The sequence below is a fragment of the Pseudomonas fluorescens genome (assembly GCF_003732425.1).
Lineage (GTDB): Bacteria > Pseudomonadota > Gammaproteobacteria > Pseudomonadales > Pseudomonadaceae > Aquipseudomonas > Aquipseudomonas fluorescens_BE.
Genome location: NZ_MOBX01000002.1, coordinates 269,027 through 286,003, shown reverse-complemented (window position 1 = coordinate 286,003; position 16,977 = coordinate 269,027). Strand labels below are relative to the sequence as shown.

Here is a 16,977-nt window from a genome sequence, read left to right as displayed (position 1 = left end):
ACGGAGCCACTCATGAAAGCCATCGCCTATTACGCTTCCCTGCCGATCAACGACGCCAAATCCCTGCAAGACATCGAACTGCCGGAACCGGTCGCCGGCCCGCGCGACGTGCTGGTGGAAGTCAAAGCCATCTCGGTCAACCCGGTCGACACCAAAGTGCGGCAGAACATGGCACCGGAAAACGGCGCGGCGAAAGTGCTGGGCTGGGACGTTGCCGGTGTGGTCAAGGCCGTTGGCAGCGACGTGACGTTGTTCAAGGCCGGCGACAAAGTCTTCTACGCCGGCTCCATCGCCCGTGCCGGCGGCAACAGTGAGCTGCACGTGGTTGATGAGCGCATCGTCGGCCATATGCCGAAGTCCCTCGGTTTTGCCGAAGCCGCCGCACTGCCGCTAACCGCGATCACCGCATGGGAATTGCTGTTCGAACGCCTGCAAATCCGCGAAGGCAAAACCAAAGAAGATCAGAGCCTGCTGATCGTCGGCGCGGCCGGCGGTGTGGGTTCGATCCTGACGCAATTGGCCAAGCAACTGACCGGCCTGAAGGTCATCGGCACCGCATCCCGCGAGCAGACCCGTGATTGGGTCAAAGAGTTGGGCGCCGATCTGGTCATCGATCACAGCCAACCGCTGAGCGAAGAACTCAAGCGCGCCGGAATCGACAGCGTGACCCACGTTGCCAGCCTGACGCAGACCGACCAGCACCTGGATCAACTGGTCGAAGCGCTGGCGCCGCAAGGCAAACTGGCGTTGATCGACGATCCGAAGTCGCTCGACGTGAGCAAGCTCAAGCGCAAGAGCCTGTCGCTGCACTGGGAGTTCATGTACACCCGCTCGCTGTTCGAGACGCCGGACATGATCGAGCAACACAAACTGCTCAACCGCGTGGCGGATCTGATTGATGCCGGGACGTTGAAGACCACGGTGGGCGAGCATTTCGGCACGATCAATGCGGCGAACCTGCGTCGCGCCCATGAGCTGCTGGAAAGCGGCAAAGCCAAGGGGAAAATTGTTTTAGAAGGTTTCTAAAAAACCGCACATCGCAGCCTTCGCCGAACCTAGAGCTGTTGGCGGGGCTGCGCTGTTTTTTGCCGTCAGTCCGATGCTTGACCGTTGTCACAATTGCGATCGTATTCAGGTCTACAATCGAAGCCTCTGCGATACATCTTTTACGCAAGGGAGGTCAGCAATGAAGATCCTGATAAAAGAAGTGGCAAAGTCTCAATGGCAGGTTCGTCTGGACCAACACGCCGTGACATTCCGCAGTGAAGCCGAAGCCTTGGCCTTCACCCGCACCCTCGAAGCGCGACTTTGCGCGCCCCATCAGATTCCCGACCGCAGCCAGCAGCGCGCCGCCGGCTGAGGTGGCTTACGCCTCGGTCTGAGCTTGTGCCAGTGCCCGGGCATTCTGCAGACGGCGGGTGAGCAGCGCCACGCACACCACCAGCAAACCGCACAGGCTGATGACTATTGCCATCGGCACGGCGGTGCCGTCGTGCAACACGCCCACCAGCGCCGATGCCCCGGCAGCGACGCTGAATTGCATACAGCCGAGCAGCGCCGAGGCACTGCCGGCCCGTGCGCCCTGCCCGTTCATCGCGCAAGCGGCGGCGTTCGGGCTGATGCAACCCAGGCTCGACACGCAGATGAACAGCGGAATCAGCAGCGGCCACAAGGATTCGGTGTGCATTGCGCTGACCGCGAGCAGCGTCAGCCCGGCGGCGAAATACACCCACACCGCCCGCGACAGCAGGAAGGCCGGGCCACGCTTGGCCAACAAGCGCGCGTTGACCTGCGCGACCAGAATGAACCCCGCCGCGTTGGTGCCGAACAGCCAGCCGAAGTGCTCGGCCGGCACGCCATACATTTTGATGAAGATAAACGGCGAGCCAGCGATATAAGCGAACATCCCGGCGATGGCGATGCCACCAGTCAGCGCATGGCCGAGATACACCCGGTCCTTGAGCAAGCGCCCGTACTGACGCAGTGCGCCGGACAACGGCTGACGCGGCATATGTGCCGGCATACTTTCCGGCAAGCCCAGCGCCACGGCCAATCCGGCCAGGGCACTAAACCCGGTCAGCACCAGGAATATCGACTGCCAGCCCGTGGTGTTGACCAGCAGACCGCCGAGCATCGGCGCCAGAATCGGTGCCAGGCCCATCACCAGCATCAATTGCGAAAAGACTTTCGCCGAGCCCACCGCGTCGCACTTGTCGCTGACCACCGCCCGGGAAATCACCATCCCTGCACAGCCGCCCAACGCCTGGACGAAACGCGCACCGATCAGCCATTCCAGGTTTGGCGCATAAGCGCAGGCCAGAGAGGCCAAGGTGAACAGCGTGAGTCCGACGAGCAGCGGAATGCGTCGACCGAAGCGATCCGCCACCGGGCCATAAGCCAGTTGGCCGATGGACAGGCCGGCGAAATACGCCGCCAGTGTCATCTGCACGTGCTTCTCGTCGGTGCCGAAGGCCAGCGCCATCGAGGGAAAGGCAGGTAAATAGAAGTCGATCGCCAAGGGCCCGAAGGCGGTCAAGGCACCGAGAATCAGAATGGTACGGAAGTTCATCAGGCATCCAGGTTGGCAAGTCGGCAGCCCGACAGTCTAGCCGCGCCCGAACGCCTTGAACATTCCGATAGCTCGCTAACGATAAAAACCACACATCACCTGTGGCGAGGGAGCTTGCTCCCGCTGGACTGCGCAGCAGGCCCAAAAAGAAAAAGGGCCGCTTCGCGCCTCAGCGGCAGCCAGCTCCCTCGCCACAGTGAATTGTGCTTATCAAGCGAGTTTGACGGCGTAGCCTTCTTCGCTGATGACTGCGATCACTTGTTCGGCGCTCAGCGCACTTTCCACGCCGACTTCTTTCGCCGCCAGATCGACGCGCACGCTGGCCGCCGGATCTTTGGCCTGCACGGCGTTGGTGATGGCTTTGACGCAGTGACCGCAGGACATGCCTTGAACGTTGAACACTTGCATGGAATGACTCCTTTGAGTGAGGTTGCCGCCACTTTCGAGCTTGCCACGATGGCAAGGTCAAGTTCTTGAATAAACTGCCGGGCTGGCAATCGGCGCCGCGCTCGGCCAAGCTGCGTACATCAATGACTCGACTCAGGAGATTCAGCCATGCGCTGGTCAGCTTTCAGCCTGTTTGGCTTTCTCAGCCTCTTTGCCGCCGTTCCTCAAGTACAAGCTGTCGGCGAGGATTACGGCGTTCTGATCATTTCCCGCGAGCGCCTGGAAGTGGCAACCTCCTGCGAAATCGGTGTGTATATCCAGGATCAGCTGTCGGCACGCCTGTTTCAGGAACAGAGCACGTCTTTCAACTTGCCACCGGGCACTGTATCGCTGCGTCTGAAACTGCTGCCGGGGCAAGTACCGGGTTGCAATCCAGGCTTGCTCGCACCGGGCTCGCAGGAAATAAAACTGCAAGCGGGCGATGTGCAGAAGTACCGGATCGCGATGACACAGGAAGGCATGTACCTGAAGCGCGCCGATCTCGGCTATTGAGCGCTAGCCAAAAGATCGCAGCCTTCGGCAGCTCCTACAGGGATTGCATTCCAATGTAGGAGCTGCCGAAGGCTGCGATCTTTTGCTTTTGAGATTGGCGCTTGACCTTGCCCGCATGGCAAGGTTGATCCTTGTAGGCATCTACTACAGGGAGTACGACCGATGTCCGATTCCATCACGTTCGATCTGCCGATTACCGGCATGACCTGCGCCAGTTGCGCCGGCCGTGTCGAGCGGGCGTTGAGCAAAGTCAGCGGCGCCAGTGCGGTCAGCGTCAACCTCGCCACCGAGCAGGCCCGCGTACAGGCGCCGGGCGACAGCCTGCCGGCCTTGATGGAGGCGGTTGAACGCGCCGGTTACAGCGTCCCGCAGCAGACCCTCGAGCTGAACATTGACGGCATGACCTGCGCCTCCTGCGTCGGTCGCGTCGAACGTGCGTTGAACAAAGTTCGCGGTGTGAAAAGCGTCAGCGTCAACCTGGCCAACGAACGCGCGCACCTCGAATTGCTCGGTCAGGTCGATCCGCAAAGCCTGCTCGAGGCCGTGAGCAAGGCCGGTTATTCCGCCAGTGTCTGGCAAGCCGAACAGCCACAAACCGATCACCAGCAGCAGAAACTCAAGCATGAACGCTGGGCGTTGATTTGCGCGATTGCCCTCGCCTTGCCGCTGGTGGCGCCGATGTTGCTGCAACCGTTCGGCATTCACTGGATGCTGCCGGCCTGGGCGCAATTCGCCCTTGCCACACCCGTGCAGTTCATTTTCGGTGCACGCTTTTATGTGGCGGCGTGGAAAGCTGTGCGCGCTGGCGCCGGCAACATGGACTTGCTGGTCGCCCTCGGCACCAGCGCCGGCTACGGCTTGAGTCTTTACGAATGGGCCACCGCTGCCGGGCGCATGCCGCATCTGTATTTCGAAGCGTCGGCGGTGGTCATTGCCTTGGTACTGCTCGGCAAATACCTGGAGAGCCGCGCCAAACGCCAGACCGCCAGCGCCATCCGCGCGCTGGAAGCGTTGCGTCCGGAGCGGGCGATTCAAGTGATCGACGGCCGCGAGCAGGATGTCGCCATCAGCGCCTTGCGCCTCAACGATCGGGTGTTGGTCAAACCCGGCGAACGCTTCCCGGTCGACGGCGAAGTCATCGAAGGCCAGAGCCACGCCGATGAGGCGCTGATCAGCGGCGAGAGCCTGCCGGTGCCGAAACAACCGGGGGACAAAGTCACCGGCGGCGCGATCAATGGCGAAGGTCGCTTGCTGGTGCTGACTCAGGCGCTCGGCGCCGAGACTGTACTGGCGCGAATTATTCGTCTGGTGGAAGACGCTCAGGCCGCCAAGGCCCCGATCCAGAAACTGGTGGATAAAGTCAGCCAGATCTTCGTGCCAACGGTGTTGCTGATCGCGTTGGCGACACTGATCGGCTGGTGGCTCTACGGCGCGCCCATGGAGACCGCGCTGATCAACGCCGTCGCGGTGCTGGTCATCGCTTGCCCGTGTGCGCTGGGCCTTGCCACGCCAACGGCGATCATGGCCGGTACCGGCGTGGCCGCACGTCACGGCATTCTGATCAAGGACGCCGAAGCCCTGGAGCGCGCCCATGAAGTCAGCAGCGTGGTGTTCGACAAGACCGGCACGCTGACCTCCGGCACGCCGCGCATCGCCCATGTCAGTGCGGTCGACGGTAATGAAGAAGCGCTGCTGAAACTGGCCGGCGCGCTGCAACGGGGCAGTGAACATCCCTTGGCCAAAGCGGTGCTGGACGCAGCCGCCGAACGAGGCCTGAACGTGCCGGATGTCAGCGACAGCCAATCGCTGACCGGTCGCGGTATTGCCGGCAATCTCGACGGCCGGCGCCTGGCGCTGGGCAATCGGCGGATGCTCGAAGAAAGTGGTTTGAGCGCGGGCAACCTGAGCGAATCTGCCCAGGCATGGGAGGCCGAGGGCCGCACCCTGTCGTGGTTAATCGAACAAAGTCCGGAACCGAAAGTGCTCGGTTTGTTCGCCTTCGGCGACACCTTGAAACCCGGTGCACTGGAAGCGGTGCAACAACTCGCCGCGCGGAATATCCACAGCCATCTGCTGACCGGCGACAACCGTGGCAGTGCGCGCGTGGTCGCCGAAGCCCTGGGCATCAGCAATGTTCACGCCGAAGTGCTGCCGGCGAACAAAGCCGCGACCATCACCGAGCTGAAAAAAACCGGCGTGGTCGCCATGGTCGGTGACGGCATCAATGACGCCCCGGCCCTCGCCGCAGCCGACATTGGCATCGCCATGGGTGGCGGCACCGACGTGGCCATGCACGCGGCGGGCATCACCCTGATGCGCGGCGACCCACGGCTGGTGCCGGCGGCGCTGGAGATCAGCCGCAAGACCTACGCGAAGATCCGTCAGAACCTGTTCTGGGCCTTCGTCTACAACCTGATCGGTATTCCGCTGGCGGCGTTCGGCTTCCTCAACCCGGTGCTGGCCGGCGCGGCGATGGCGCTGTCGAGCGTCAGCGTGGTGAGCAATGCGCTACTGTTGAAAACCTGGAAACCCAAGGACCTGGAGGAACACCGATGAACATCGGTCAAGCGGCCAGACACAGTGGCCTGAGCGCGAAAATGATCCGCTATTACGAGTCGATCGGCCTGCTTAAAGCGGCCCATCGCACCGACAGCGGTTACCGGGTCTATGGCGACGATGACCTGCACACGCTGGCCTTTATCAAGCGCTCGCGGGACCTGGGCTTTTCGCTGGAGGAAGTCGGCAAACTGCTGACCCTCTGGCAGGATCGCCAACGGGCCAGCGCCGATGTCAAAGCCTTGGCCCGCCAGCACATCGACGAGTTGAATCAGAAGATCCGCGAACTCGGCGAATTGCGCGACACCCTGCAAGACCTCGTCGAGCACTGCAACGGCGACCACCGCCCCGACTGCCCGATCCTCAAGGAACTGGCGTCGGGCTGCTGCGTGCAACCCGCCCGCGCTTGAGCGCGAGCACTTTCACCAGCAGCAACGTACTGAGCGGAATGCCGTGGAACAGCATGACCACGGCACCCGGCGCCCACCACGCGTAGAACGGCGCGGCAACCAGCATGCCGATGCCGAACCCGGTCATTTGCAGCAACGTCAGCACGCTGAAAATCGGCAGACGCAATTGCTCGGGTTCACGTTGCAGACGCGACATCAGACCCACTTCGGAAAAGCCGTCGCCCAATCCCGCCGGCAAGGAAAACAGCAGCAGACCGTAGAGGCTGTGTTGCTGGAACATCAGGATAAAGCCGCAGGACATCAGCGCCACGCCGAAGAAAAATCGTCGTTCGAGGTGGATGTTGTCCGAGCCTTTGAGACGGCTGGCGATGCGTGCGCCCAGCAGTTTGCCGCTGGCCCACACTGCGAGCATCAGCCCCAACGTGGTGCTCGCCGACTCCGGCGTAAGCAGTTTGGAGATGATCGGAAAGCCGACGTTGTGCGCGGCGCTGCCCAAGGTGTCGGCCATCGTCACCGCAAGCATCGCAGCAATCACAGGCGTAGCACGCAAACCCTGCTTGAGCGCTGACCATTCGCCGCGTCCGGTTTCCTCGTTGGCTGTTGCAGGTTCGAACCGCAGCGGCACAATCAATAATGCCGCCAGCAAATAGGTCAGTGCATTCAGGGCGAACACCGTTTCAAAGCCAAATCCCGCCACCAGCAAACCTGAAACCAGACTGCCACCGACCATCGCGGCAGATGACGCTGAGGTTATCCAGGCATTGGCCTTGAGCAATTGATTAGCGGGGATCAAACGCGGCAACTGGCTGTTGAGGCCGATGGCAAACATCGAATTGCCCAGGCCCAGACCGAAGGCGATCACCGGTAGCAGCAGGGCCTGCTGGCTGACGGGCACCACCAGCAGCAAACCGAGCACGCTGGCCCGCAGCAGGTCGAACGCGATCAGCGGTGCGCGGCCACTGCAGCGGCGGTAAAACGCGGTGCCGATCAGACTGGCAAAAATCCCCCCGCCTACACGGCTGGCGAGAAAAATCCCCACGCTCATGGCGCTGTTGCTCAGCAGGTAGACGTAGGTGGCCAGCGCAACCATGTTGAGGAAAGCGCCGAAATCGGAGATCAGTCGAGCGGTGACGATCAGGTGGGTGTTGCGCGGGGTGGTCACATTCAGTCCTTGAGTGTGCGGAGGCCGGTCAGATTCCCACACAATTTTCAGCAACACCACCCATCCCCTGTGGGAGCGAGCCTGCTCGCGAATGCGTTGTGTCAGTCAATGATGATGGTGGCTGATATGCCCCCTTCGCGAGCAAGCTCGCTCCCACAGGGGGATGGGTGATGTCTGGTGGAATGGTGCGAGCACAAAAAACCCGGCCGAAGCCGGGTTTCTGGTCAAGCGATCACTGCATCCACGGAGGTGGCGGCGGCTCCTCGGACTTGCCTTTCGGCTCGTCGTCCGCCGCGCGGATGGCCTGCTTGCGCTCCTCGTCGAGGCGCGCCGCTTCGATCTCGCGCAACACCCCGCCAACGTCGGCCAGGTCTTCCGGATCATCGAACTCACCGGTCAGCACACTGTTCGGGTGCAGGGTGCCGGCTTCGTACAACGCCCACATTTCCTTGGCGTACTTGGTCTTCTTCAACTCCGGGGCAAAGCGCCCGAAGTACGAAGCCATGTTGCCGACATCGCGCTCCAGCATGCTGAAAGCGTGGTTGTTGCCGGCAGCGTCGACGGCTTGCGGCAGGTCGATGATGACCGGACCGGTCGGCGTCAACAGCACGTTGAACTCCGAAAGGTCACCGTGCACCAGACCGGTACACAACATCAGCACGATCTGCGAAATCAGGAACGCGTGATATTCGCGTGCCTGATCCGGCTCCAGCACCACGTCGTTGAGACGCGGCGCGGCGTCGCCGAACTCGTCCGCCACCAGTTCCATCAACAGCACGCCGTCGAGGAAGTCGTAGGGTTTGGGCACCCGCACACCGGCGCCGGCCAGACGGAACAGCGCCGCCACTTCGGCGTTCTGCCAGGCATCTTCGGTCTCTTTGCGACCGAACTTGGAGCCTTTCGCCATCGCGCGAGCCTGTCGGCTGTTGCGCACCTTGCGGCCTTCCTGATACTCGGCCGCCTGGCGGAAACTGCGTTTGTTCGCCTCCTTGTAGACCTTTGCGCAACGTAACTGATTGCCGCAGCGCACCACATAAACAGCTGCTTCTTTGCCACTCATCAGTGGGCGCAGCACTTCGTCGACCAGACCGTCCTCGATCAGGGGTTCAATGCGTTTTGGAGTCTTCATCAGCTTTTATTGTGGGTCCTTTATTACCAAACACGCGAATGTCACTCGTTATACGGCAATCCTCGCATCACGGGGAGGGGTTGCCGACCTGTGAACGTTGAGAATGCACACACTGTGCCGGATTAAACAGGGCCAACTCTGCGCTCGCGCATCGACCGAGGGGAATCATAGCCGAGGCCGTTGCACTTGTTGGTACAGGTCTTCAAGGGCATTTGCGACAGAATCTGACATCCGCGTGATGACCCTTCGGAAGTTTTTTGCAAAGTCGCCTCAATTTCCCTGTTGCGCAGCCGAAGCCCTCAATGACAGAGGGACTTGTCCGACAATCGTTCCACAACAATCAGCGATGCCGCACTCAGGGAAACGGGTGATCCACAACGTTTTCGGCTGCCAATAAACCACAAGTCATCTGCACTGCGTGGGCCTACAAGAAAATCTGGAGCGCGGATGAACATCAAACAGAAATTGACGTGGGCGTTTGCAATCATCGCCTGCTTGCCGGTGGTGCTGGTCGCAACGCTGGTGGTGATGAACCTGCGCAGCGATGCCCGGGACAGTTTTGTCGACGGCAGCGGTCGCGAGATTCGTCAGGTCAGCAATGCCATGCAGCTGTTTTTTGATGGCATCAGCCAGAACGTCGATTACCTGGCGTCGCAACCGCTGATCAAAAACACCGACGACAGCCTCAAGACCTACATGAGCGCCAACGCCGAATCCATCCCGCAGGGCGAGATGGACAAAAAGGTCTTCGCGTTCCTGCAGGATCTGGGCAACGCCCACCCGGCTTACGCCTACGCCATCGTCGGCACCGCCGCCGGTGGTTATGTGTCGTGGCCGGACGACCCCAGACTCAACAACTACGACCCGCGCCAGCGGCCGTGGTACAAGGCCGCCCAGGCCAAACCGGGCAAGCCGTTGCGTACCGCCGCTTACTACTGGGCGCAGGACGATGCGACCTACGTCAGCACCGTGCGCACCATCGATAACAAACTCGGCAGCAACGGCGGCGTGGTCAGCATCGACGTAACGCTCAAGCAGCTCACCGAGATCGTCAAACAGATCAAGCTGGGCGAAACCGGCTACCTGATGCTTTTGGAAAACAGCGGCACGGTGCTGGTCGATCCGAAACAGCCGGAACACAACTTCAAGCCGCTGGACAGCCTCGGCGAAGGCTATGCGCAACTGGCCAAGGCCGGCAAAGGCCTGGTCGAAGTCGAGCTTAACGGCGAACGCTACATGGCCAACGTCTGGCCGTCGGAGCAATTGGGCTGGACCTTCGTCGGCCTGATCAAGCAGAGCGATGTGATGAGCTCCGCCACACAACTGACCTGGCTGATCGCGATCATCGCCGCCGTACTGGCCGTGCTCTTCGCCGTGGTCGGCGCCAGTTTCGCCACCCTCATCGTGCGGCCGATCCGCAGCGTCGCCAGTGGTCTGGAAGGTATCGCCCAAGGCGAAGGCGACCTGACCAAAAACCTCGACATCCGTGGCAACGACGAAACCGCGCAATTGGCCAACTGGTTCAATCAGTTCCTCACCGCGATCCGCAGCCTGATTCAGCACATCGGTGGCGCCGCCGGGAAAATCCTTGCGACCTCGCAGAGTTCGACCCGCGTCTCAAGCGACATGGCCGAAGCCGCCGGACGTCAGCGTGAAGCTGTCGACATGGTCTCGACCGCATTCCACGAAATGGTCGCCACCGCCAACGAAGTCGCGCGCTCGTGCAGTCAGGCAGCGGACTCCGCCGACAGCGGCCAGCGTCAGGCCCGCCAAGGTCAGCAGCAGATTGATGCGGCGGTGCACAGCGTCGATCAACTGAGCCAGGAGCTGGAGCAATCGGCGCAGTCAATGCAGCAACTGGAGCGCGACAGCAACGATATCCAGTCGATCCTCGGCACCATCCGTTCCATCGCCGAGCAGACCAACCTGCTGGCACTCAACGCCGCCATCGAAGCGGCGCGCGCCGGTGAGCAGGGCCGCGGTTTTGCCGTGGTCGCCGATGAGGTGCGTGCACTGGCCAAACGCACGGCAGATTCAACGGCAGAGATCGATGGTCTGCTCGGCAATCTGGCCAAGCGCACCAGTCAGGTCACGCAACAGATGCACGCCAGCCTTGAGGTATCGCAGCAGTCAGTGACGCGTATCGGCGAGGCGCGGGAAAGCTTCGGGCAGATCAGCGAGTCGGTGGACGTGATCCGCGACATGAACACGCAGATCGCCACCGCTGCTGAAGAACAGCATCAAGTGGCTGAGGACATCAATCGGCACATCAGCCAGATTCACGGGGACGCGCAGTTGGTGGCGGAACTGGCCAACTCGGCGCGCCTGGATTCGCAGAGTCTGGCGGGGTTGTCGAATGAGCTGGATGGGTTGGTCAGAAGGTTCCGTACCTGAAAAATCAAAAGATCGCAGCCTGCGGCAGCCCTACAAGGATCGTGTTTTGCAGGAGCTGCCGCAGGCTGCGGTCTTTTAGCGCTCGATAATGGCGGTCACACCCTGCCCGCCCGCCGCGCAGATCGAGATCAGGCCGCGGCCCTTGCCCGCTGCGTCCAGCAACTTCGCCAGGTTCGCGACGATGCGCCCACCGGTGGCGGCAAACGGATGCCCGGCCGCCAGCGAACTGCCCTTCACATTGAGCCGGCTGCGATCAATCGAACCCAACGGCGCGTCCAGGCCCAGACGGGTTTTGCAGTAGTCGGGATCTTCCCAGGCCTTCAGGGTGCACAGCACTTGCGCCGCGAACGCTTCATGAATTTCGTAATAATCGAAGTCCTGCAAAGTCAGCCCGTTGCGCGCCAGCAACCGCGGCACCGCATACACCGGCGCCATCAGCAGCCCTTCGGCGCCGTTGACGAAATCCACCGCCGCCGCTTCGCCATCGCGCAGATAAGCGAGGATCGGCAAACCGCGCTCTTTGGCCCACTCTTCACTGCCGAGCAGCACCACAGATGCGCCATCGGTCAGCGGCGTGGAGTTGCCTGCCGTCAACGTGCCTTGCGCGCTTTTTTCGAAGGCCGGTTTCAGCGTCGCGAGTTTTTCCAGGGTCAGGTCCGGGCGCAAGTTGTTGTCGCGGGTCAGGCCAAGGAACGGTGTCATCAAGTCGTTGTGCCAGCCCTCGCTGTAGGACGCGGCGAGTTTGTGGTGGCTTTCAAGGGCCAGTTGATCCTGATCCTCACGCGGGATCTGCCAGGTCTGCGCCATCAGCTCGCAGTGCTGGCCCATCGACAGGCCGGTGCGTGGTTCGCCATTGCGTGGAAATTCCGGGATCAGGTGTTGCGGCCGTAGTTGCAGAAAGGTTTTCAACTTGTCGCCAGTGGTCTTGGCGCGGTTGGCTTGCAGGAGAATTTTGCGCAGGCCTTCGCTGACGCCGATCGGCGCGTCCGACGTGGTGTCGACGCCACCAGCGATGCCGCTCTCGATCTGGCCGAGGGCAATCTTGTTTGCCACCAGGATCGCCGCTTCCAGTCCGGTGCCGCAGGCTTGCTGAATGTCATAAGCGGGCGTGGCCGGCGACAGACGCGAGCCGAGCACGCATTCGCGGGTCAGGCTCATATCTCGTGACAATTTCAGCACCGCGCCCGCCACCACTTCACCGATGCGCTGGCCGTGCAGGTTGTAGCGCTCGATCAGCCCTTCAAGGGCGGCGGTGAGCATCGCCTGATTGCTGGCCGTGGCGTACGGCCCGTTGGAACGGGCGAAAGGGATACGGTTACCGCCGATGATCGCGACGCGGCGCAGCTGACTCATGAATAACTCCTTTTCGAAAAGCTTGAATTCACGCCAATCCCTTGTAGGAGTGAGCCTGCTCGCGATAGCGGTGTATCAGTCTAGAAATCTTTTCTGACACACCGATATCGCGAGCAGGCTCACGCCTACAGGGGTTCAGCTGTGTTTCTGAATGTGGGTTCGCCAACAAAACCGCCGGGGGCAAACTACTCTGCTGTTCTAGCGTAGGCCTTATTGCGTGGATCGAACGATTGTTTGTCATCGGTAGTCCACACTTTGAACCCCAACTTCTGGAGAGCGTTCCATGTCTGACCGCTATATCGACTTCGCCAACTCGTCCATCGGCCATCGTCTGGTCGGGGCGCTGGGCCTGCCGTCGCCGGTGCGGCTGGAACGCTGGCAGGCCGGGCGCCTGCGGCCCGTGGAGGGTGCGCTGCTGATCGGCGGCGGCCCGCTGGCCGAGCGCGTCAGTGTCTTCGCCAATCGCTTGACCGAGAGCATCTACCGCTACGGCGAGCAACCGGCAACCGCCACCGAATGGATTCCCGGCCACGGCCCGAAGCTCAAAGCCGTGGTGTTCGACGCCAGCGACTTGTTGCACACCGACCAGCTCAAGCAACTGCGCGAATTTTTCCAGCCGTTGATGAAGAACCTTGAGCACAGCGCCCATCTGGTGATTCTTGGCCGTGCGCCGGAAACTCTCGGTGATCCCTTTGCCGCCAGTGCGCAACGAGCGCTGGAAGGGTTTTCCCGTTCGCTGGCCAAGGAACTGCGCAGCGGCGGCACGCTGCAATTGATCTACGTCGGTGAAGGCGCCGAAGATCAACTGGAAGGCCCGCTGCGGTTTTTCCTCTCGCCGAAAAGTGCGTTCGTGTCCGGCCAGGTGATTCGCCTTACAGCTTGTGCGACGCAGGTGACGGACTGGACGCGCCCACTGGCCGGACGCAAGGCGCTGGTCACCGGCGCGGCTCGCGGTATCGGCGCATCGATTGCCGAAACCCTGGCTCGCGACGGCGCCGAGGTGATCCTGCTCGACGTGCCGCCGGCGAAGACCGATCTGGACGCCCTCGCCGCCCGCCTCGGCGGCCGCGCGATTACCCTGGATATCTGCGCCGCCGACGCCGCCACGCAACTGATCGAACAACTGCCTGACGGCCTCGATATTCTGGTGCACAACGCCGGTATCACCCGCGACAAAACCCTGGCCAACATGACCCCGGAATTCTGGGATGCCGTGCTCGCGGTCAATCTCAACGCGCCGCAAGTGCTGACCCAGGCACTGCTCGACAGCGGCACGCTGCACGACAACGCGCGGGTGATTCTGCTGGCCTCGATCAGCGGCATTGCCGGTAACCGCGGGCAAACCAACTATGCCGCGAGCAAGGCCGGGTTGATCGGGCTGGCGCAGGCATGGGCGCCCGTGCTGCTGGAGCGCGGTATCAGCATCAACGCCGTCGCGCCCGGCTTTATCGAGACGCAGATGACTGCACACATTCCGTTCGGCCTGCGCGAGGCTGGCCGGCGCATGAGTTCGCTCGGTCAGGGCGGCTTGCCGCAAGACGTCGCCGAAGCCGTTGCATGGCTGGCGCAACCGGGCTCCGGCGCATTCACCGGGCAGGCGCTGCGGGTCTGTGGACAAAGTGTTCTGGGGGCTTAGGCATGAGCATCGAATGGCATACGCTGGATCGCGAACCGAGTCTGCCCGGGCTGTACGCACGGGCGGCGGTGCGACGCAAAATCACCGGCACGCAATTGCCCGACAGCGGTTTGCGCTGTTGGGTCGATGTCGATGGCCAACGTCTGGCGGCCTATCGCAAGGTCTGCGGATTTGTCGATGACGGTCTGCTGCCACCGACGTATCCGCACATCCTCGCCTTCGCCCTGCAGATGCAATTGCTCACCGCCAAAGCATTTCCGTTCCCACTGTTGGGGCTGATTCATCTGAGTAACCGCATTCGCGTGTTACGCCCAATGGGCGGGATCGCCCGGGCGCAGGTGAGCGTACGCGTGACCAATCTGCAAGCGCATCCCAAAGGTGCGACGTTCGATCTGCTGACCACCCTGGATGATCAGCTCGGGCCGTTGTGGGAAGCCGAAAGCCAGATGCTCTGTCGCGGCGTGAAGCTTGCGGGTGAGCCAGTCGAGCGTACCTGGGAACCATCACAGTCATTGGAGGACGTGGCGCGCTGGAAAGCCCCGGCCGATATCGGTCGGCAATACGCCAAAGTGTCCGGAGACTACAACCCGATTCACCTGAGCGCCGCCAGCGCCAAGCTGTTCGGTTTTCCAACGGCCATTGCCCATGGGTTGTGGAACAAGGCGCGGACACTCGCAGCCCTGAGCGATCATTTGCCCAAGGCCAACCTCGAGATCGCCGTGCACTTTCGCAAACCGGTGCGCCTGCCCAGTGAGGTGACGTTGCTGGCGAGCGCGGCAGGCTCGAGTGGTGAGCTGCGACTGATCGGTGCGCAAGACCTGGAACATATGGTCGGGCAGTGGCAACCCATTGCCTGAGCACTTGGGACATCGTTAATTGTGTGTATATAACTTAAGTTTTCGCCGTCCTTGCTCCTTCCGCCGAAAAAACCAGGGCCTTGATTATCAAGGCCTTTTTTTGTGCGGCTATATCCTGGGTATTAGTCCTTAGGCGCTGAACTTCACCTTATATATAAAGGCGTTAATACCAACTTGAGAATGGTGCGAAACCTGCCCCCGGACTGAGATTGAGCACAACGGGCGAAGGCATCACCGACAACAGATCGGCGAGCCATCGAAGACAACGAACGTTGTAACAGGTGCAAGGAATCTCAATCATGAAAACTCAAGGCATGTGGTGCAAATCGGCAATCGCTCTGGCATTGATTCTCTCCCTTGGCCTCACCGGCTGCAGCAGCGGTGGTGGCGGTCATAAAAGCAGTTCCGGCAGTTCTTCGGCGGACGGTACTGCTGGCACTGGCGGCACCTCGGGTACTGGCGGTACGGGTGGCAGCGGTGATACTGCGGGAACTGGCGGAACCGGTGGTACAGGTGGCACCGATCCGACCAATCCAACCAACCCGACAGATCCAACGGATCCTACCAATCCGACCAATCCAACCCCTACTCCCTTGGTGACCACCACACTGGTGCAGGATGTCGGTAAGACCGTTGCGGGTGTCGGCGATGGCGTTGGCCAGATCGGCGACTCGCTGAGCACCGTACCTGTGGTCGGTGGCGTAGTGCAGAGTGCGGCTAACACCGCCGGCAATGTTGTCAGCACCTTGGGTGACGGAGTGGCCAATGGCATTGGCAAACTGGCCACCGACCCTAACGGCCTGACTACCACCGTTGCTTCGGTCGGCGGTGTAGTAACTGATGTCGGCAACGGCGTGTCCGACCTCAGCGCCAAACTGTCCACTGCGACGGGCAGCGTGCCGGTAGTAGGCGGCGTGGTGACCAAAGTCGCGCCACTGCTCGACGGCGTCGGCGAGAAAGTCACCATGCTCGGCAATACCCTCGACACCACGCTGACCAGCGGCCCGACCAGCCAACTGACGAACAAACTCGGCGGTAGTCTGGTGCCGGTGATTGCGATGGTTGAAAGCACCACTGACAAAGTTGGCGATGCGACCGGTCTGGGCGCCCCGCTCAAAGGCGTGGTTGCGCAAGTCGGCGGCGCGGTGAACACCCTGGGCGGCAAGGTCACCGATGCGGGTAACGGCAATGCCCTGACCAATACACTCGGCGGCGCGTTGAGCGATACCGGCACCACGGTCGGCAAGGCCGGTGGTCTGGTATCCAGCGGCACTGGTTCGGGTACTGGTGGAGTGGGTGGTGGTTTGGGCGGTGGCCTCGGCGGCACCGGTTTGCTGCAAACCGTTGGCGGCGCGGTGGTCAACGTCGGCGCAGGCCTGAATGCCGGTAATACCAATGGCGTGGTCAGCGCAGGCGGCGTGACCGCTGTCGGCCTGGGTAATACCGTTGCTTCGCTCAACACCGTGCTTGGCGGATCGGGCACCCCGATCACCGCGACAACCTCACCTCTGGCCACGGTTGGCGGAGCATTGGGTGCAGGTCTGAACCCGGTCACCAGTGGCGTCACCAACGTGACTCAGCAACTTGGCGCAGCGACCGGTATCGGCTCACCCGTTGCAGGTCTCACTGGCCAGGTGGGCGGTGCGGTCAGCAGTATCGGCGGCAGCATTGCTGCGACCAACAACCCGGTCACCACTGCGGTCGGTGGTCTGGTCAGCAACGTCGGCGGCACCGTCGCTGCCGTCGGTGGACTGGTCAACGGCGGTACCAGCGGGGGTACCACCGGTGGCGGTCTGGGCGGAGTACTCGGTGGTCTGACTGGCACCCTGGGAGGCAACAATCGCTAAATTGCACCTGGCCGATTCGACGGCCTCACCTACAGCGCCTACGCTTGGTTGAGGGCGGAAGATTCCCACGAGTCTTCCGCCTTTTTTCTTAGAAAAATTCAGCCCAGTGCCGTGATCTGACCATG

The 16,977-nt window shown here is 61.7% G+C and carries 14 protein-coding genes and 1 pseudogene; 10 read left to right on the top strand and 5 right to left on the bottom strand.

What is annotated here, in order from left to right; translation table 11 throughout:
• Nucleotides 1-12: 12 nt before the first annotated feature.
• Nucleotides 13-1,026 carry a zinc-binding alcohol dehydrogenase family protein gene (locus BK670_RS02725; RefSeq protein ID WP_123448504.1) on the top strand — a complete coding sequence of 338 codons (1,014 nt, stop codon included), beginning with the start codon at nucleotides 13-15 and terminating at the stop codon, nucleotides 1,024-1,026.
• A 160-nt stretch (nucleotides 1,027-1,186) separates the two neighbouring features.
• Nucleotides 1,187-1,360: a hypothetical protein gene (locus tag BK670_RS29540; RefSeq protein WP_007914687.1), complete on the top strand. Its 174-nt coding sequence runs from the start codon at nucleotides 1,187-1,189 to the stop codon at nucleotides 1,358-1,360.
• A 6-nt stretch (nucleotides 1,361-1,366) separates the two neighbouring features.
• Here the strand turns inward: BK670_RS29540 and BK670_RS02720 are convergent, their stop codons facing one another.
• Both BK670_RS02720 and BK670_RS02715 read right to left on the bottom strand, forming a co-directional pair.
• Nucleotides 1,367-2,569 carry a multidrug effflux MFS transporter gene (locus tag BK670_RS02720; RefSeq protein ID WP_123448503.1) on the bottom strand — a complete coding sequence of 401 codons (1,203 nt, stop codon included), beginning with the start codon at nucleotides 2,567-2,569 and terminating at the stop codon, nucleotides 1,367-1,369.
• Between the two features lie 210 nt (nucleotides 2,570-2,779).
• Nucleotides 2,780-2,977 carry a cation transporter gene (locus BK670_RS02715; RefSeq protein WP_123448502.1) on the bottom strand — a complete coding sequence of 66 codons (198 nt, stop codon included), beginning with the start codon at nucleotides 2,975-2,977 and terminating at the stop codon, nucleotides 2,780-2,782.
• A 147-nt stretch (nucleotides 2,978-3,124) separates the two neighbouring features.
• Here BK670_RS02715 and BK670_RS02710 point away from each other — a divergent pair, with 147 nt between their 5' ends.
• The 3 genes from BK670_RS02710 (at nucleotide 3,125) to cueR (ending at nucleotide 6,474) form a co-directional block, all read left to right on the top strand.
• Nucleotides 3,125-3,508, top strand: coding sequence for a hypothetical protein (locus BK670_RS02710; protein ID WP_123448501.1), 384 nt, complete (start codon nucleotides 3,125-3,127; stop codon nucleotides 3,506-3,508).
• Nucleotides 3,509-3,670: 162 nt separating this feature from the next.
• The gene (locus BK670_RS02705; protein WP_123448500.1) at nucleotides 3,671-6,064 is read left to right on the top strand and encodes a heavy metal translocating P-type ATPase; all 2,394 of its coding nucleotides are present in this window, start codon (nucleotides 3,671-3,673) and stop codon (nucleotides 6,062-6,064) included.
• Entirely contained in the window at nucleotides 6,061-6,474 is a 414-nt protein-coding gene (cueR, locus tag BK670_RS02700; protein ID WP_123448499.1) for a Cu(I)-responsive transcriptional regulator, read from the top strand. Before BK670_RS02705 ends, cueR begins: the two co-directional genes overlap by 4 nt.
• On the opposite strand, the gene BK670_RS02695 is transcribed toward cueR, so the two are convergent.
• Entirely contained in the window at nucleotides 6,428-7,636 is a 1,209-nt protein-coding gene (locus BK670_RS02695) for an MFS transporter (RefSeq protein ID WP_123448498.1), read from the bottom strand. The two genes, cueR and BK670_RS02695, sit on opposite strands and share 47 nt — an antisense overlap.
• 232 nt (nucleotides 7,637-7,868) lie before the next feature.
• Nucleotides 7,869-8,765 (bottom strand): PA4780 family RIO1-like protein kinase, encoded by an 897-nt coding sequence (locus BK670_RS02690; RefSeq protein WP_090281144.1) that lies wholly within the window; start codon nucleotides 8,763-8,765, stop codon nucleotides 7,869-7,871.
• Between the two features lie 447 nt (nucleotides 8,766-9,212).
• Here BK670_RS02690 and BK670_RS30135 point away from each other — a divergent pair.
• Both BK670_RS30135 and BK670_RS30130 read left to right on the top strand, forming a co-directional pair.
• Nucleotides 9,213-10,301, top strand: a pseudogene (locus tag BK670_RS30135) (cache domain-containing protein); the annotation flags it as partial.
• 90 nt (nucleotides 10,302-10,391) lie between these two features.
• On the top strand, nucleotides 10,392-11,159 hold the full coding sequence (locus BK670_RS30130; RefSeq protein WP_404942464.1) for a methyl-accepting chemotaxis protein: 768 nt from the start codon (nucleotides 10,392-10,394) through the stop codon (nucleotides 11,157-11,159).
• A 75-nt stretch (nucleotides 11,160-11,234) separates the two neighbouring features.
• Here BK670_RS30130 and BK670_RS02680 read toward each other — a convergent pair whose 3' ends face one another.
• Entirely contained in the window at nucleotides 11,235-12,512 is a 1,278-nt protein-coding gene (locus tag BK670_RS02680; RefSeq protein WP_123448496.1) for an acetyl-CoA C-acetyltransferase, read from the bottom strand.
• Between the two features lie 283 nt (nucleotides 12,513-12,795).
• Between BK670_RS02680 and BK670_RS02675 the strand changes: the two genes are divergently transcribed.
• The 3 genes from BK670_RS02675 (at nucleotide 12,796) to BK670_RS02665 (ending at nucleotide 16,852) form a co-directional block, all read left to right on the top strand.
• On the top strand, nucleotides 12,796-14,148 hold the full coding sequence (locus BK670_RS02675; RefSeq protein ID WP_123448495.1) for a 3-oxoacyl-ACP reductase: 1,353 nt from the start codon (nucleotides 12,796-12,798) through the stop codon (nucleotides 14,146-14,148).
• Between the two features lie 2 nt (nucleotides 14,149-14,150).
• The gene (locus tag BK670_RS02670; RefSeq protein WP_123448494.1) at nucleotides 14,151-15,005 is read left to right on the top strand and encodes a MaoC family dehydratase; all 855 of its coding nucleotides are present in this window, start codon (nucleotides 14,151-14,153) and stop codon (nucleotides 15,003-15,005) included.
• Nucleotides 15,006-15,304: 299 nt separating this feature from the next.
• Nucleotides 15,305-16,852: a collagen-like triple helix repeat-containing protein gene (locus tag BK670_RS02665; RefSeq protein ID WP_123448493.1), complete on the top strand. Its 1,548-nt coding sequence runs from the start codon at nucleotides 15,305-15,307 to the stop codon at nucleotides 16,850-16,852.
• The last annotated feature ends 125 nt before the right edge of the window (nucleotides 16,853-16,977 follow it).

Coding starts and splice junctions, on each gene's coding strand:
- BK670_RS02725 (WP_123448504.1), top strand. CDS start 13: ATGAAAGCCATCGCCTATTACGCTTCCCTGCCGATCAACGACGCCAAA.
- BK670_RS29540 (WP_007914687.1), top strand. CDS start 1,187: ATGAAGATCCTGATAAAAGAAGTGGCAAAGTCTCAATGGCAGGTTCGT.
- BK670_RS02720 (WP_123448503.1), bottom strand. CDS start 2,569: ATGAACTTCCGTACCATTCTGATTCTCGGTGCCTTGACCGCCTTCGGG.
- BK670_RS02715 (WP_123448502.1), bottom strand. CDS start 2,977: ATGCAAGTGTTCAACGTTCAAGGCATGTCCTGCGGTCACTGCGTCAAA.
- BK670_RS02710 (WP_123448501.1), top strand. CDS start 3,125: ATGCGCTGGTCAGCTTTCAGCCTGTTTGGCTTTCTCAGCCTCTTTGCC.
- BK670_RS02705 (WP_123448500.1), top strand. CDS start 3,671: ATGTCCGATTCCATCACGTTCGATCTGCCGATTACCGGCATGACCTGC.
- cueR (WP_123448499.1), top strand. CDS start 6,061: ATGAACATCGGTCAAGCGGCCAGACACAGTGGCCTGAGCGCGAAAATG.
- BK670_RS02690 (WP_090281144.1), bottom strand. CDS start 8,765: ATGAAGACTCCAAAACGCATTGAACCCCTGATCGAGGACGGTCTGGTC.
- BK670_RS30130 (WP_404942464.1), top strand. CDS start 10,392: ATGGCCGAAGCCGCCGGACGTCAGCGTGAAGCTGTCGACATGGTCTCG.
- BK670_RS02680 (WP_123448496.1), bottom strand. CDS start 12,512: ATGAGTCAGCTGCGCCGCGTCGCGATCATCGGCGGTAACCGTATCCCT.
- BK670_RS02675 (WP_123448495.1), top strand. CDS start 12,796: ATGTCTGACCGCTATATCGACTTCGCCAACTCGTCCATCGGCCATCGT.
- BK670_RS02670 (WP_123448494.1), top strand. CDS start 14,151: ATGAGCATCGAATGGCATACGCTGGATCGCGAACCGAGTCTGCCCGGG.
- BK670_RS02665 (WP_123448493.1), top strand. CDS start 15,305: ATGAAAACTCAAGGCATGTGGTGCAAATCGGCAATCGCTCTGGCATTG.